Source organism: Streptomyces sp. NPDC107546 (assembly GCF_055639175.1).
In genome coordinates this window covers 263683-278389 of record NZ_JBVKBA010000009.1, presented here as the reverse complement: position 1 = coordinate 278389, position 14707 = coordinate 263683, and the positions used below count along the sequence as shown (strand labels likewise).

At 70.6% G+C, this 14707-nt stretch carries 14 protein-coding genes and 2 pseudogenes; 10 read left to right on the top strand and 6 right to left on the bottom strand.

The features are described 5' to 3' along the window. Positions 1-287: 287 nt before the first annotated feature. Positions 288-1367: a TDT family transporter gene (locus ACZ7L1_RS16435; protein WP_471437755.1), complete on the bottom strand. Its 1080-nt coding sequence runs from the start codon at positions 1365-1367 to the stop codon at positions 288-290. Positions 1368-1935: 568 nt separating this feature from the next. On the opposite strand from ACZ7L1_RS16435, the gene ACZ7L1_RS16430 reads away from it, so the two are divergent. The 4 genes from ACZ7L1_RS16430 (at position 1936) to ACZ7L1_RS16415 (ending at position 6283) form a co-directional block, all read left to right on the top strand. Further along, positions 1936-2940: a GlxA family transcriptional regulator gene (locus tag ACZ7L1_RS16430; protein ID WP_471437753.1), complete on the top strand. Its 1005-nt coding sequence runs from the start codon at positions 1936-1938 to the stop codon at positions 2938-2940. A 193-nt stretch (positions 2941-3133) separates the two neighbouring features. Beyond that, complete coding sequence (locus tag ACZ7L1_RS16425) at positions 3134-3715, top strand: DNA-3-methyladenine glycosylase (RefSeq protein ID WP_471437752.1); 582 nt, start codon at positions 3134-3136, stop codon at positions 3713-3715. Between the two features lie 289 nt (positions 3716-4004). Beyond that, positions 4005-5465 carry an MFS transporter gene (locus tag ACZ7L1_RS16420; RefSeq protein ID WP_471437751.1) on the top strand — a complete coding sequence of 487 codons (1461 nt, stop codon included), beginning with the start codon at positions 4005-4007 and terminating at the stop codon, positions 5463-5465. Between the two features lie 353 nt (positions 5466-5818). Then, a complete protein-coding gene (locus ACZ7L1_RS16415) occupies positions 5819-6283 on the top strand; it encodes a DUF6884 domain-containing protein (RefSeq protein WP_471437750.1) in 465 nt (154 codons plus the stop codon). Between the two features lie 117 nt (positions 6284-6400). On the opposite strand, the pseudogene ACZ7L1_RS16410 reads toward ACZ7L1_RS16415, so the two are convergent. Continuing rightward, positions 6401-6586: pseudogene (locus ACZ7L1_RS16410) on the bottom strand (ADP-ribosylglycohydrolase family protein); the annotation flags it as partial. A gap of 207 nt (positions 6587-6793) precedes the next feature. Here ACZ7L1_RS16410 and ACZ7L1_RS16405 point away from each other — a divergent pair. The 5 genes from ACZ7L1_RS16405 (at position 6794) to ACZ7L1_RS16385 (ending at position 10380) form a co-directional block, all read left to right on the top strand. After that, entirely contained in the window at positions 6794-8344 is a 1551-nt protein-coding gene (locus ACZ7L1_RS16405) for a sensor histidine kinase (RefSeq protein WP_471437749.1), read from the top strand. 75 nt (positions 8345-8419) lie between these two features. Further along, positions 8420-8812 (top strand): roadblock/LC7 domain-containing protein, encoded by a 393-nt coding sequence (locus ACZ7L1_RS16400; RefSeq protein WP_471437748.1) that lies wholly within the window; start codon positions 8420-8422, stop codon positions 8810-8812. Between the two features lie 3 nt (positions 8813-8815). After that, positions 8816-9202: a DUF742 domain-containing protein gene (locus ACZ7L1_RS16395; RefSeq protein ID WP_389001240.1), complete on the top strand. Its 387-nt coding sequence runs from the start codon at positions 8816-8818 to the stop codon at positions 9200-9202. Further along, positions 9180-9803: a GTP-binding protein gene (locus ACZ7L1_RS16390; protein WP_471437746.1), complete on the top strand. Its 624-nt coding sequence runs from the start codon at positions 9180-9182 to the stop codon at positions 9801-9803. Before ACZ7L1_RS16395 ends, ACZ7L1_RS16390 begins: the two co-directional genes overlap by 23 nt. Then, on the top strand, positions 9766-10380 hold the full coding sequence (locus tag ACZ7L1_RS16385) for a GAF domain-containing protein (RefSeq protein ID WP_200417887.1): 615 nt from the start codon (positions 9766-9768) through the stop codon (positions 10378-10380). The genes ACZ7L1_RS16390 and ACZ7L1_RS16385 overlap by 38 nt, the downstream gene beginning before the upstream one ends. Before the next feature lie 240 nt (positions 10381-10620). On the opposite strand, the pseudogene ACZ7L1_RS16380 reads toward ACZ7L1_RS16385, so the two are convergent. Next, positions 10621-10827, bottom strand: a pseudogene (locus ACZ7L1_RS16380) (transposase); the annotation flags it as partial. On the opposite strand from ACZ7L1_RS16380, the gene ACZ7L1_RS16375 reads away from it, so the two are divergent. Further along, entirely contained in the window at positions 10804-11070 is a 267-nt protein-coding gene (locus tag ACZ7L1_RS16375; RefSeq protein WP_471437793.1) for a 2'-5' RNA ligase family protein, read from the top strand. The pseudogene ACZ7L1_RS16380 and the gene ACZ7L1_RS16375 sit on opposite strands and share 24 nt — an antisense overlap. Before the next feature lie 19 nt (positions 11071-11089). Here ACZ7L1_RS16375 and ACZ7L1_RS16370 read toward each other — a convergent pair whose 3' ends face one another. Genes ACZ7L1_RS16370 through eboE form a run of 3 tightly spaced genes read right to left on the bottom strand, consistent with a single transcriptional unit; the run spans position 11090 to position 14705 of the window. After that, a complete protein-coding gene (locus ACZ7L1_RS16370; RefSeq protein ID WP_471437745.1) occupies positions 11090-12097 on the bottom strand; it encodes a sugar phosphate isomerase/epimerase family protein in 1008 nt (335 codons plus the stop codon). 47 nt (positions 12098-12144) lie between these two features. After that, positions 12145-13542 (bottom strand): alkaline phosphatase family protein, encoded by a 1398-nt coding sequence (locus ACZ7L1_RS16365; RefSeq protein ID WP_471437744.1) that lies wholly within the window; start codon positions 13540-13542, stop codon positions 12145-12147. Then, positions 13539-14705 carry a metabolite traffic protein EboE gene (eboE, locus tag ACZ7L1_RS16360; protein WP_471437742.1) on the bottom strand — a complete coding sequence of 389 codons (1167 nt, stop codon included), beginning with the start codon at positions 14703-14705 and terminating at the stop codon, positions 13539-13541. Before eboE ends, ACZ7L1_RS16365 begins: the two co-directional genes overlap by 4 nt. Between the last annotated feature and the right edge of the window lie 2 nt (positions 14706-14707).

Sequence of the window (14707 nt, the reverse complement as noted above, 5' to 3'; positions counted from 1 at the left end):
GTCGGCCCGATGCAGTACCTGCTGACCGCCACACTGGTCCTGGCCCGGCTGCTGGCCCGGCCGGTGCAGCCGGAAGGCCTCATGACGTCCGTATGGATCTTCATGGGGGCGGCGGCGATCGCCGTGCTCGCCGGAGTCCGGCTGATCGCACTCCCGCCCGGCAGCACGATGTTGTCGCGCCCGATCGTCATCGGGACGTCCGTCGTCCTGTGGTCGTTCTCAAGCTGGCTGATCCCGCGGGGCTCGCGCGACGCGTCCGTGTCATGCGGAGCGTTACACGGGCCCTGTCAGCGGCGGGCGCGCTCACGCTGCCGGACAGCATGGCGCAGGGAGTGCCAGGCGACCACCGCCCAGGCGGCGACGAGCAGGGCGTACAGGACGACGGAGATCCAGACGAACAGCTGCGAGCCGGTACGAGCAGCGAGCGCGCTGGTGCCGGTGACGCACGCACCGAGGGGGAAGATGAAGGACCACCAGGTGGCTGCGAAGGGCAGCCCTCTGCGGATTTCCCGTACGGTCAGCGCCGTGGCCAGTACCAGCCACAGCAGGGCGAAGCCCCAGATCCCGAGCCCACCCAGGAGCGCTACGACACCACTCCCGCGCGCGTACGGGGCGGGCAGCGCGCTCTGCGCCGCCGTGGCCAGCGTCCCCAGCGCCGTCACCGCCTGATCCAGCGCCCCCACGCCGATCCACATCGTGGGCACCACCGCACCGCCGGGCGCGTCATGATGCACCAGGCGGCTGTAGACCATGGCCAGCACCAGCAGGACCGCGACCAACCCGAGCCCGAGCATCGAGTAGCAGCACAGCAGCAGGGCCAGCCGCACCTGCCCGGCCGGCGCCCGCGGGATGAGCAGCGCGCCCGTCGCGGCGGAGACCAGCGGCGGCACCACCGGTAGCAGCCAGCCGCCGAACGCCGCGTCCGGCGTGAAACGGTGCCGCGTGACCATCAGATACGGCACCGTGCAGGCGGTGGCAAGACCCAGCACCGTACCGGCCGACCACAGCACCCAGTCCGCATCCACCGCCGCACGCTCCCCCATCAGCCGCCGGCCGAGCAGCAGCGTCCCGGCCCCGACGGTGAGCAGAGCCATCGGCGGCGCCCCGAAGAACTGGGCCAGTACCGGATCACCGGCATGCGCCCGCAGCGTCCGCTGCCCGGTATAGCTCACGGCGAGCACGATCAGCAGCAGCGCAGTCCCCGCCCAGACCACCGTGGCGGCCTCGCGGAGCCCGGGGAAACCACGCGGCAGCGTAGCCGCAGCGACAGAGACGATCCCGCTGCCCATGACGGCCGCGAACCAGCCGGGACCGAGCTGGCCCCGCTCCCTGCCGTTCCCCTCGTCCGGCTCCTCACGTACATGCACGGATGATCTCGGGGCCGAGCCGACCGCGGACGCTCTCGGGGCCGGGCCGACGTGGGACGGGACCGCTCGGCTGGTACTGGGGCGGGGTGTCACGGCGCGGAGTGCCTTCTCTTGGGGTGTCGGATTCGTCACCGTCCACGATCAGCCACGGTGACGGGCCGGCCGACTGGCCGGGCCACACCCAGCAGCTCAGGGACGCGGCCGAGACCGTCGGCCCGTTGGCGCCCTCGACGCTATGGCGAAGCGCGGCTCCCGCCACAGAACAGCACGCGCCATGACGCCCTCACACCAGGACATCGAGCACCGTGCAGGCCCGTTGCCGGGTGCCGGCCGGATGCCCCGATGTCCTTGTCCGAGCGTGTTGTGGCCACACCTGTGGCCATGACGAGACGGCAGGCGACCGCTGAACACGGGCGAGGCGCCGAAACCCGATGCCTCGTTCCACACCACGGAAGGCAGCAGCATGCCACAGGGACGCGGACGACAATCGGCTCGGGAGCGGCAGAGCGTCGCCGGGCGGATGATGGTGTCCTGCGATGTGGGCCCCAGTCCGTCCGGGAGGCGCACGATGAAGGACAGGCCGTCAGGCAGGAAGCCGCTCCTGGTGACCGTGCTGGTCTTCCCCGGCGTACGGCTGCTCGACGTCACCGGGCCGATCGAGGTGTTCACGACAGCCAACGAATTCGGCGGCCGCTACCGCGTACGCACGGTCTCCCCTGACGGCGCCGACGTGGTCACCGCAGCCGGCACCGGACTGCGCGTCGACCTCGCTGCCGCGCAGGTGCAGGCGGCCAGCGATGTGGTCGTCATCCCCGGCGGCCCGGAGTGGCCCTCCCTCATCAAGGACGACGCGCTTCTGGACGCCATGAGAGGGCTCGACGCACGCGGCTGCCGCACGGCGTCCATCTGCACCGGCGCCTTCCTCCTCGCCGCGGCCGGGCTGCTCGACGGACGCAAGGCGACAACGCACTGGCGCTTCGCCGACCAGCTCGCCCTGCGCTACCCGAAGGTGACCGTGGAAGCGGACGCCCTGTTCGTACGCGACGGTCACATCATGACCTCCGCAGGCGTCACCTCGGGCATCGATCTCTCGCTCGCCCTGGTCGAGGAGCACCTCGGCGCCGACGTCGCCCGCGCCGTGGCCAAGGACATGGTCGTGTTCATGCAGCGGCCGGGCGGCCAGTCCCAGTTCAGTGTCCGCACCCACACCCCGCGCGCGAGACAGGAGATGCTGCGCCGGGTCCTGGACGCGGTCGCCGAGGACCCGTCCGCCCCGCACACCCTTGCCGCCATGGCGCGCCGGGCAGGTGTGAGCACCCGCCACATGACACGCCTGTTCCACGACGAGATGCACACGACCCCGGCCCGCTACGTCGAGCAGGTCCGCATGGAGGCCGCCCAGGCGATGCTGGAAGACACCGACGACCCCATGGCCACGGTGGCCCGGCGCACCGGCTTCGGGTCACCGGAGTCCCTGCGTCGGGCCTTCACGCGCAACCTCGGCATCACGCCGGGGGCCTACCGGGCACGCTTCCGCACCACGCACACCGCAGTCGACGGCAAGGGCGCCTGAGCCCTGGAGGTATCCGGCGAGCACAGACAATCGCCGAAAACCGACAGGCCGGCCGTGCCTGACGAGGCCAGTCAGGTCTCCTCGACAGTCCCTCCCAAGCACCGGCTCTGCGAGCGCGGCCCGCCACGCGGGCGCGCCGAAAGGACCGGCGAAGTACTGCGTCTCGTGCACGACCTGCTGGTCGGCGAATTCCATGTGCCTCACGGCAGTTTCTCGGGCCATGGGACGACGCAAGGAGAGCGCTGGGACGGTGGGGGCGTCGGATCCGGCGCCCCGGAATGACGCGGCCTCGCACGCGTTCCGGGGCCCGACCCGGGCCAATCGAGCGGAGTTCGGGGCTCCGGGGACCTTCTATGTGTACCGGACGCACGCGGTGCATCGGTGCCTGAACGCCGTCTGCGGAGCGGGGCGGCGTCCCGCTTCGGTGCTGCTCCGCGCCGGCACCGTCGTGGAGGGAGCAGACGTCGCGCAAGAACGCCGGGGGCCTGGGGTGCTGGCGCGCGATCTGGCGCGCGGCCCGGCCGACCTCGCGCGAGCGTTGGGCATCGCCGATCTGCACCATGACGGACAGTCAGCATGCGACGGGGCGGCGGAGTTGTTCCTCGCGGAACCCGCCGGGGGCGTCTCGTCCGCGCGGGTCGGTCGAGGGCCCCGGACGGGGGTGGGCGGTCCTGCTGCTTTGTACCCCCGGCGCTTCTGGATGCTGGGCGAGTCGAGCGTCTGCGCCTATCGGGCGCACCCGGGGTCCCGCCAACGGAGGCGAGCGAAGGGCTGACCCTCCCGCCGGCCCGGGCCACCACGAGTGCCGGCGCCGCTCCCCGGAGGCGGCGGCACCCGGAGGTGCTTCAGCCTCGCTCCAGTACCGGCGCCGGGGTCTGCGACGAACCCGCAGCGAAGACCGAATGTGCGCCTTCGCTGTCCTTATCCGCGGCCACGCACACCTGGCGCCTGCGAGTTGAACACCTCAGGAAATGTCCGTTGGGCCGGGCCCGCTTGCTGCCTCTCCTCCTGAGACGGCGTCCGCGGGGACGGCGGCGGCCCGACCGTATAGAAGGCGATCAGTGATGACTGCGATCAGTCCCACTCCCGAACCGGATCCGCGCAGGTGGCGCGCGCTCGGGATCATCTGCCTGGTGCAGGTGATGCTGCTCCTCGATGTGACCGTGGTCAATGTCGCGCTGCCCCCCATCCAGCACGATCTCGGCTTCACGACCACGGGCCTGGCATGGGTCGTCAACGGCTACACCGTCACCTACGGTGGGCTGCTGATGCTCGGCGGGCGCCTGGGCGATCTGCTCGGCCGCAGACGCCTCTTCCTGACCGGCTTGGCGATCTTCGCGCTGTCGTCGGCGAGCGCCGGAGCGGCCCAGCAGGCCGGTGTACTGATCGCCGGCCGCTTCGTACAGGGCGTCGGTGCGGCACTCGTCAGCCCGGCGGCCCTGTCCCTGGTGACGCTGCTGTTCACACAGCGGCAGGAAAGGGCACGGGCCATGGCCATCTGGAGCGGCCTGGCCGGAGTCGGTGTGGCCCTGGGAGTCGTGCTCTCGGGCGTCCTGACCACCATCGCCTCCTGGCGCTGGATATTCTTCATCAATCTGCCCATCGCCGCGGTGGCGTTTTTCGCCACCTTCAAGCTCGTCTCCGAAAGCCGGGCCACCAAGCGCGGTCGGCCTGACGTCCTCGGCGCCGTGACGGTCACCCTCGGTCTGCTCCTGGTCGTGTTCGGTCTCCTGGAGAAGGACGGCCACGCATGGTTCTCGTTCCCCGTCCTGGGCTGCGTCGGGATCGGTGTGCTCTGCTTGATCGCTTTCGTGCTGGTGGAGGCTCACGTGGCCCAGCCCCTGGTGCCTCTGGCATTCCTGCGCTCACGTAACCGGAGCATCGCCAACGTCGTTCGCATCTGCTACTACGTCGGCTTCGCCACCCTCTTCTTCTCGCTGAGCCTGTATGTCCAGCGCATACTGCACTTTTCCGCGCTGGCGACCGGATTCGCCTTCGTACCGTTCGGGTTGGTCATTCTCTTCAGCGCCACCGTGATGGCACCACGCCTCCTTCCCCGGTTCGGTCTGCGGGCCCTGAACGGAGGAGGGCTTGCGGTCACCACCGTCGGCTACCTCCTCCTTGCCGGGCTGAGCAGCCACGGCACCTATGCGGCCGACGTACTGCCCGGACTGATCCTCGTGCCGCTGGGGGGCGGCCTCGTCCTCGTCGGATCCACTGTCGCCGGAGTGGACGGCGCCACCGGTGAGGACGCGGGCATCGCCACCAGCATGAACAATGCGTCCATGCAGATCGGCAGCGCCATCGGCCTGGCCGCCCTGGTCTCACTGGGCACCGGCCACGCCGCCGTGCTGCGGCGTGCGGGCGCCGACCAGGTGACCGCCGCCGCGCACGGTTACGCCTTCAGCTTCACCATCGCCGCCGGCATGACGGCCTTCGGTGCGTTCCTCGGCTTCGCCGGAATCCACCCGACACCGGCCGAGACACCGACGGTGAGGACCAACGCCGAGGAGCGCGTGGTCTGACGTGCCGCCGGCGACGAAAGCGAGAGTCTGCGGCCGCGGCGGGCCTGGCCTAATGGTGCTGCCGCTGCGTGTTGGGGGACATAGTGGGCCCCGCTCGAAGAGGCCGAGTGTGCGTCAGCTGTTCGTGCGACGGCGGCATTGCCGGGTCTGAGCTTCCATCGGCTGCCTCCCCTGCTCCCTCCCGTGGACGCCTCAAGCCCGTCATCCGGCATGACCTTGTTCTTCTCGAAATTCCACTCCGACATCACCATCCCCCCGGCTTGGCCGCCCCGCAGGCGGGTCTCCACCAGAACACGCCGGGCGCGCACACGACCAGTAGTGCTCACATCACACGCACAGGCAGGACGACAGACATGACCACAAACGACCATCTCGACTACTTCAAGCCACGGCTCGTCGTCATCCCGTGCGGCAGCCGCAAACTGGGCTCGCCCGCGCGCTCCGCAGACATGTACGTAGGCTCCTACCACCGGGCATGCCGCAAGGCGGCCGACGCACTGCAACCTGACCTGCTGCTCATTCTCTCCGCACGCCACGGGCTCCTCGACCTCGACGACGTCATCGAGCCGTACGACACACCTCATGGCGCAGCCGACGCGGTAACGAGCCAGGTCCTTCTGGAACAGGCAACCGCGCGTGACATCGTGGGCCTTGACCCGGTGGTGGCCCTCGGCGGTGCACGACACATCAGCCTCGTGCAGTCCGTCTGGCCGCACGTCCACACGCCGTTGGCCGGAGCACGCGGCATGGGTGAGCAAATGGCCCGGCTTGCAGCATTGCGCGAGGAACGGGGTAACGAGGGGGGAGTTGACCACTGACGATACGGTCGTGATCGCCCAAGGACGGCTCCCACCACAAGATCCTCCGGGGTGATCCCACCATCTCCTCGAGAAAACCGGTCACCTCCGCCCTGCACGATGGCCGCGACTCCCACATCACCGGTTCACCCTGTGCGGGCTACTGCACCTGTCGCATCGCAACCTTTCTGCGAGGCGGTGTGCAAGGTGGAGCAGGTCTGCCAAGGTGCAGCACCCGTCCATGGAATCCTGGGAGGGGGACCTGGAGCGGCTGGGTCCAATGGGCGAGGATTGCGTCCAGCCGTAGTACGCCCCCACGAGGCCTGACAGCCGCGGGCACGAAGGTTGTCCCCAGTGCTGGTGGCCCTTTCCACACTCGCACGCCTGGGACGGGCGCTCCGAAGCGAACTCGAGGACAACGGTTCGATTTCTGTACGCGCCAGGGGCTGACACCAGGGTCCTGGTGCGCGATAACGTGCGCGTTCGGCCCGATCATCGCACTGTCCGGGGACTGTTATGCCTGATCCTTCCATGTCGCCGGACGACCGGCCGACGTCGCCCGTGATCTCCCGTGTGACGGCCGAGTCGCGAGCCGGGGCCTTGAGGCGGCGTCTGGTGCTGTCGTCCGTGCTGCCGCCGGGTGTGGTCGCCGTGGCCGGTGCGGTGGCCACCGCCCTGGCCCGCGATGGCCACCTGGACGGGGCGGACCAGGGCGTGGTGTTCGGCGGCGTGGTGCTCATCGGCATCATGGCGGCCGGGATCGCCGGCATACGGGCTTCGGCGGAGGCACGAGCAGTCACCAAACACTGGGCGGAGCTGTCCCGCGAGGCCGACCGGAACCGTGCCGAGCTGGCCGAGCTGACCCGTACCACGGCCGAGGGCAGGGCCGAACTGGAGTTGTTGTGCCGCCGGTTGCGGGACGGGGAGCGGCCCGCGCGGCGCCGGCCAGAACTGCCGCCGCAGACCGGCCCGGACGAACTCTCCCGCCTCGGGTTCGAGATCGCCGCGGCCCGGCAGGAGGCGGAGGCAGCCGTGTTGGAGACCGCCGCCGGTGCGGTCGGTGCGGAACACAACTCCCGGCTGGAGCAGTTCGAGGTGTTCGCCAACCTGGCACGCCGCCTGGAGTCCCTGGTGCACCGAGAGATCGGCCTGCTGGACGACCTGGAGAACGAGGTCGAGGACCCCGACCTTCTCAAAGGGCTGTTCCGGGTGGACCACCTGTCCACCCGGATCCGCCGCTACGCCGAGAACCTGGCCGTGCTCGGCGGCGCGAACACCCACCGCCAGTGGACCCGCCCCGTCGGCCTGACCGACGTGCTGCGTTCCGCCGTCGCCGAGATCGACCAGTACGCCCGGGTCAAGCTGGTCCCGCCCATCGATGGAACCGTCAGCGGCCACGCCGTGGTCGACGTCGTCCATCTGCTGGCCGAGCTGCTGGAGAACGCGACGGTCTTCTCACCGCCCCAGACCACCGTGCACGTGCGGGTGGAGCCCGTCGCCGCGGGGGTGGCGATCGAGGTCGAGGACCGGGGTCTGGGCATGTCCCCGGCCGAGCGCAATCAGCTGAACACCGTTTTGAGTGCACCCGACAAGGTCGCCCTCGGCGAGCTGCTGCAAGACGGCCGGATCGGCCTGTACGTGGTCTCCGTCCTGGCTCAGCGGCACGACATCGCCGTGCAATTGCTGAGCAACGTCTACGGCGGCACTCAGGCCGTCATGGTGCTGCCCAGCGCACTGCTCGGCTCGCAGCCGCCAGTTCCCGCGCCCGCGCACCACACCGTCCCGACCCCTGACGCGGGGCCGCACGACCCGGTGGAACCCGAGGCGGCGGACCTCCGGGCGACAGTGGAGGTCGTTGCGGATCCGCGCGTGTCCGATTCCGAACCCCAGCCCGCCCCGGCGCCCTCCGACGGCGCGGACGACCGTCCGCAGCTGCCTCAGCGCCGCCGCCAGAGCCACGCCGCCGAACGGCCGCACGCGGCCCCCAGCACCGGTGTCTCCGAGGACATCGCACACGACCCGGGCCTGATGGCCGCGTTCCAGACCGGAATGCGCAGGGCCGAGGAAGCGGAGACGCCCTGACAGCCGAGCCGACCTGAAGGCCCTGGGCCCCGTCCAGCAAGCTGTTTCCTTCCGTAGAAGAGGAGTTACACGATCGTGGCGAGCGAAGACCTTTCCTGGCTGTTGACGGGTCTGGTGAACCGGGTGCCGCACACCCGAAGCGCCCTGTTGCTGTCCTCGGACGGGCTGGTGAAGGCAGCGGAGGGGCTTGACGAGGACGCCGCGGACCAGTTGGCCGCCCTCGCCAGTGGGCTGTACTCGTTGGCGCGCAGCGCGGGCCGGCACTTCGACGACGGCGGGGACGTACGACAGATCGTGACGGAGCTCAGCACCTCGCTGCTGTTCGTCTCGTCCGCCGGGCACGGCGCGGTGCTGGCAGTGCTGGCCGGACGCGAGGCCGACGCGGCGGTGCTGGGCTACGAGATGGGGATGATGGTCAAGAGCGTGCGCCCTCACCTGGCCACACCGCCCCGGCGCCCGGTGGGATGAGCGATGACGCCGGTCCTCCCGGACGGACCGCTGGTCGACGAAGCGGCCGGGCGGCTGGTCCGTCCCTACACGGTGAGCGACGGCCGGACCAGGGCCACGTCCCACTTCACGCTGGTGACCATGGTGCGGGCCACTGGCGCCCAGACACAGGGCGCCTTCGGCCTGGAGCATGCGCAGGTGCTGGCGCTGTGCGAGCGGCCGGTGAGCGTCGCCGAGGTCGCGGCCCGGATGCAGGTGCCCGCCGCCGTGGTCAAGGTGTTGCTTTCCGATCTGGCCGAGGGAGGCGCGGTGGTCGCAGGCGATGCGCACCCGGCGTCCCCGGGCCACGACGCACGACCTGATCGAGACCTCCTGGAAGCGGTACGCGATGGCCTCCTCAAACGACTGTGACCCGCTGCCGGCCGAAGTCCTGCCGGTGGGCATCAAGGTGCTGATCGCCGGCGGGTTCGGCGTGGGAAAGACCACCTTCGTCAACGCGCTCAGCGAGATCGAGCCGCTGAGCACCGAGGAGATGCTGACCGCCGTCAGCGCGGCCACGGACCGGCTGGACGGAGTGGAGAACAAGGCCACCACCACGGTGGCCCTGGACTTCGGTCGTATCACGCTCAGTCCGTCCCATGTCCTGTACTTGTTCGGCACGCCCGGACAGGAGCGCTTCTTGTTCATGTGGGACGAACTCTCCGAGGGAGCGCTCGGGGCGGTGGTTCTCGCCGACACCCGCAGGCTGGAGCACTCCTTCGCGGCGGTGGACTTCTTCGAGCGGCGCGGCATGCCCTTCGTCGTTGCCGTCAACGAGTTCGACAGGGCCCACCGCTACCGCGGGGAGGAAGTGCGGACCGCGCTCGACCTCAGTCAGGAGGTGCCGGTGGTGCTGTGCGACGCCCGCGTCCAGAGCTCGGGCATCCGCGTGCTGCTCGAACTGATTCAGCATCTGCTCACGACAAGGAGTTCCCATGGCACCGACACCGACCAACCCCTCCTCCGGGCCTGAGTCCGGGATCGCCCTGCGCCACCTGCTCCTCCCCCCGGAGGACCCACAGGTGCGTGCCCGATCCGAGCGGCTGCGCGAGCTGGGCATCGATGCCCGTCCGGATGCGGAACTCGACGCCTTCGCACGGGAACTGGCACACCGTACCGGCGGCTGCTACGCCGGGGTCAACTTCTTCCTCGACGCCGACCGCCAGTACTTCGCAGGCTTGTACAGCGCCGCGCAGGACACCACGGTCCACGTGGGACCGCCGTTGCTGGAGGATCCGGTGCCCGGCCGCGTCATGCCCCGCGACATCGACATGGGCATCTGCCCGCACGTGGTCAAGCGCCGCCGGGCGCTGGTACTGGAGGACATCCGGGACTTCCCGCGGTTCGCCGGCAACCCGGTGGTCGACGCGATCGGCGTCCAGTCCTACCTGGGCGCACCGCTGATAGACAGCACCGGCGTGGTGCTCGGCACGATCTGCGTGGTCGACCAGGACCCACAACCGTGGGGGCGCAAGGGGCTGGAAACCATCAAGGCCATGGCTGCCGAACTCGTCGAGCGGCTGGAGGAGTCGGCGCACCGTCGCAGCTGACCGGCGCTGTCGGACTCGCACGCGGCCGCCCCGGAGTTTCCCCGGCGCGGCCGTCCAGCACCCGACCGCGGCTCCCGCACCCCGACTCTGCCCATGAGCCAGTCGCAGCAGCACGATCAATCATGCTCCCGCGGTTCTCGGCATTCACGGCAGAGCACCGCTCCCAGCGACAACACCAAGACCCGCTGCACGCTCACACTTCCTCGACGCCCACTTGCCGGCCCGCCGCCCCTAGTGCTCCCGCCACTTCTCGCGGTGTGTGACCTCGGGCGGGACTCGGGTGACGGTCCTGCGGTCACTGTCCGTTTCCCATTCCCGAGGCAGGAACAGCCGCCACTGCAGCGGGCACGAGGCGGTGTCGGTCGCGGCGTGGACGCTGACCGCGACCTGGCAGTTCGCCCGCTTTCCCAGGCCCCCGCACTACTGCGGGGCCACGGCGACCGAGACATAGAGGCCCCCCGGCTCGCCACGGCGACGGCCGAGAGGCCTGTCTTCACCGCCCGGCTGGACGTGGTGCGCACCTTCCGGCACAGGGCGTACTCCACCGTGTGGCTCGACCCGACGGCGGGCGGCACGGCGCCGTGGGCGGACCTGCACAGCGCACTGCAGCAGCGGCTCTCGCCCCGATCAGGGCCGCGACGCGCCGCGGTCGGCCTGCCGCCCTGCGGTCGGGCCGACCGCCGGGGGTGAGGCGTTGGTCGTGAAGTCGTCAGTCGCCTGAGGAGAAAGCCGAGTCGAAGGACTGGGCCGACGGCTCGATCGCCACGAGCTCGCGGATGAACCGCAGGGCATCCGGGGCTCCGACCAGGCGGTCCATGCCGGCGTCCTCCCACTCCACCGAGATGGGTCCGTCGTACCCGATCGAGTTGAGCATTCGGAAGCACGCCTCCCAGGGGACGTCCCCGTGCCCGGTGGAGACGAAGTCCCAGCCACGGCGCGGGTCCGCCCACGGCAGGTGGGAGCCGAGGCGGCCGTTGCGGCCGTTGAACCGCTTGACCGACTCCTTGCAGTCCACGTGATAGATGCGGTCCTTGAAGTCCCACAGGAAGCCGACCGGGTCCAGGTCCTGCCAGACGAAGTGTGACGGGTCGAAGTTGAGTCCGAAGGCCTCCCGGTGCCCGATCGCCTCCAGGGTGCGCACCGTCGTCCAGTAGTCGTAGGCGATCTCCGAGGGGTGGACTTCGTGGGCGAAGCGCACGCCGACCTCGTCGAAGACGTCGAGGATGGGGTTCCACCGCTCGGCGAAGTCCGCGTAGCCGCGCTCGATCATCTCCGGCGGAACCGGCGGGAACATCGCCACGGTGTGCCAGATGGAGGATCCCGTGAAGCCGACGACGGTCTTCACCCCGAACGCGGCAGCGGCGCGCGCGGTGTCCGTGACCTCCTGTGCGGCGCGCTGCCGGACGCCCTCCGGCTCGCCGTCGCCCCAGATACGGGCGGGCAGAATGCCCTTGTGGCGCTCGTCGATGGGGTGGTCGCCGACGGCCTGGCCGGTCAGATGGCAGGAGAGGGTCCAGCAGCGCAGGTTGTACTTCTCCAGCAGGGCGCGGCGGCGGGGGATGTAGTCGTCGTCGGCCAGCGCCCTGTCGACCTCGAAGTGGTCGCCCCAGCAGGCGATCTCCAAACCGTCGTACCCCCACTTGGCGGCCAGGCGGCACACCTCCTCGAACGGCATGTCGGCCCACTGACCGGTGAACAGGGTGATCGGGCGTGGCATCTGGTTCCTCCGGTGGTTCGTCGCTCTGTAGTGACTCGGTTGGGCGGTCAGGAGATCGGGGCGGTGCTCGGCGGGAGCCCGGCCAGGCGTAGCAGCAGGTCCTTGACCTCGGTGGCGTCGTAGTGGTCGCGCGCCTCGCCCGGTTGGGAGCACAGGAGGACCGGGCCGTCGTCGGGGGTGTCGGGCGGACGGCCGTGGCTGCCGCGCACCGGGGACGGGTCGAGGGGGACGACGCTCATGCGGTAGCGCATGCCGAGCTTCTTACGGGCGAGCGCCGCGGCGGCGCGCAGTTTTACCTTGGGGTCCTTCGGGTCCATGAACAGTTCGGCCGGGTCGTAGCCGGGCTTGCGGTGGATCTCGACCAGGCGGGCGAAGTCCGGGGCGCGGTCGTCGTCGAGCCAGTAGTAGTAGGTGAACCATGCGTCGGGCTCGGCGACGACGACGAGGTCCCCGGCACGCGGGTGGTCGATGCCGTACGCCTTCTTGCCCTCCTCGGTGAGCACTTCGGCCACGCCGTCGATGCCGGCCAGCAGCTCCCGGACGCGCTCGGTGTCGGCCGGGTCGGCGACGTAGACGTGGGCGACCTGGTGGTCGGCGACGGCGAAGGCGGCCGACGTCCACGGGTCGAGGTATTCCATGCCGCCCTGGGTGTGGACGTGCAGCAACCCGGCCCGGCGCAGGACGCGGTTGACGTCCACCGCCCTGGAGACGTTGGTGATGCCGTACTCGGAGAGGGCGACCACGGTGATCGAGCGCGCGGCGGCGTCGTCGAGCAGCGGGGTGAGGACCCGGTCGACGTCGGCGGCCGCCGCGGCCGCACGGGGATCGTCGGGGCCGTAGCGCTGCAGGTCGTAGTCGAGGTGGGGGACGTAGACGAGGGTGAGGTCGGGGGCGTGGGTGGCGACGATGTGCCGGGCGGCGTCGACGATCCATCGGGAGGAGGTGAGGGAGGCGGTCGGCCCCCAGTAGGTGAACAGCGGGAACGTGCCGAACTTCGCGGTCAGTTCGTGGTGCAGCTGCGGGGGGAAGGTGTAGCAGTCGGGCTCTTTGCGGCCGTCGGAGTAGTAGATCGGCCGCGGGGTGACGGTGAGGTCGACGTCGGCGCCCATGGCGTACCACCAGCAGACGTTGGCGACGCGGTAGCCGGGGTGGGAGCGCCGCGCCGCGTCCCACAGCTTCTCCCCGCCGACGAGCGCGTTGTGCTGCCGCCACAGCAGCACCTCGCCGAGTTCGCGGAAGTACCAGCCGTTGCCGACGATGCCGTGGCCGGTGGCGGGCTGCCCGGTGAGCAGGGTGGACTGCACGGTGCAGGTGACGGCGGGGAACGCGGTGTCGAGGCGCGCGGTGAAGCCCGACTCGCCCAGGGCCCGCAGGCGGGGCATGTGTGCGAGCAGCCGGGGGGTGAGGCCCACCACGTCGAGGACGAGCAGGGGGGTGGGGTTCACGGGGCGACCTCCTTCAGGCCTAGCGAGATCAGGTGGTCGCGGGTGAAAGCCAGTTCGGCGGCGATGCCGTCGGCGAGGGCCCCGGGGCCCTGCGGGCGAGCGGCCTCGGGGAGCACCCCCCAGGTGTAGGTCTCGGCCTCCACGTGTGCGGTGCGGGCGGTGTCCCCGCCGAGCAGGGTGGCGAGGGTCGCCTCCAGCTCGGGGCGCGTCGTGGTCAGCGGGGGCTCCGGGTCGGCGTGCAGCGGCACGTGGAAGTGGACGCGCCAGGGATCGCGGCCCGGCAGCCCCCCGGCCAGGGCGGCGTCCAGGTCGTCCACGGCCCGGGGCGGGGTGCCTCTCTCGCGGACCTGGTGCAGGAAGCGCGGTTCGGTGAAGGCGGCCAGTGCGGCTCGCGTGGCCGGATCGAAGGGCGCGTCGGCCTGCAGGGCGCAGGACGCCTGGGTCTTGACCACCTGGAGTCCGGCCCTGTCCAGGCGAGCGAGGACGGCGGTCGGCTCCTCGAAGCCGACGGCCAGATGGCAGGCGTCCAGGCAGATGCCGATGCGGTCGGTGTCCACGCGGGCGAGGTGCCGAGCGGCCTCGGCGGAGGTCTCGACGACGCAGCCCGGCTCGGGTTCCAGGCCGACCTTGATCGTCCGGCCCGTGTCGGCGGCGAGGGCGGCCAGGCCGCGTGCCAGTGCGTCGAGCGAACGGGTGGCGTCCTCCGCCTGCTGCGCCGTCCACGGGGTCCGCCAGCCCAGCGGCACCGTGGAGACGCTGCCGTACGCGGCGTCGTCGGGCAGCAGTGCCGCGAGTACCCGGGCGAGGTCGAGGGTGTAGTGCAGCCGGTCGGGCGTGGTCCAGTCCGGCCGGTAGACGGCGTGCTTGACGACGGGGTCGTGGAAGCCGCGGTAGGGGAAGCCGTTGAGGGTGACGACCTCCAGACCGCGAGCGGTCAGCTCCCGGCGGAGCCTTCCGACCGCGCCGTCGTCCGCGGCGAGGGCCGCCACGGCGTCGCGGGCCAGCCAAAGGCCAAGGCCGAGAACGGGCACGCCCAGCCGCTCGCGTACCGGCTCACTGTGCCGGGTCAGTTGGGCGAGTACTCCTTCGAGGTCTTCGGCGGGGTGCACATTGGTGCAGTACGCGAGGTGGACGACGGTGCCGTCGGGGTGGAGCAGACGCACGG

Bases quoted from the DNA above. Each gene is read 5' to 3' on its own strand.
- ACZ7L1_RS16385 (WP_200417887.1), top strand. From the start codon at position 9,766: ATGGCACCGACACCGACCAACCCCTCCTCCGGGCCTGAGTCCGGGATC.
- ACZ7L1_RS16420 (WP_471437751.1), top strand. From the start codon at position 4,005: ATGACTGCGATCAGTCCCACTCCCGAACCGGATCCGCGCAGGTGGCGC.
- ACZ7L1_RS16430 (WP_471437753.1), top strand. From the start codon at position 1,936: ATGAAGGACAGGCCGTCAGGCAGGAAGCCGCTCCTGGTGACCGTGCTG.
- ACZ7L1_RS16370 (WP_471437745.1), bottom strand. From the start codon at position 12,097: ATGCCACGCCCGATCACCCTGTTCACCGGTCAGTGGGCCGACATGCCG.
- ACZ7L1_RS16390 (WP_471437746.1), top strand. From the start codon at position 9,180: ATGGCCTCCTCAAACGACTGTGACCCGCTGCCGGCCGAAGTCCTGCCG.
- ACZ7L1_RS16415 (WP_471437750.1), top strand. From the start codon at position 5,819: ATGACCACAAACGACCATCTCGACTACTTCAAGCCACGGCTCGTCGTC.
- ACZ7L1_RS16395 (WP_389001240.1), top strand. From the start codon at position 8,816: ATGACGCCGGTCCTCCCGGACGGACCGCTGGTCGACGAAGCGGCCGGG.
- ACZ7L1_RS16425 (WP_471437752.1), top strand. From the start codon at position 3,134: ATGTGCCTCACGGCAGTTTCTCGGGCCATGGGACGACGCAAGGAGAGC.
- ACZ7L1_RS16405 (WP_471437749.1), top strand. From the start codon at position 6,794: ATGTCGCCGGACGACCGGCCGACGTCGCCCGTGATCTCCCGTGTGACG.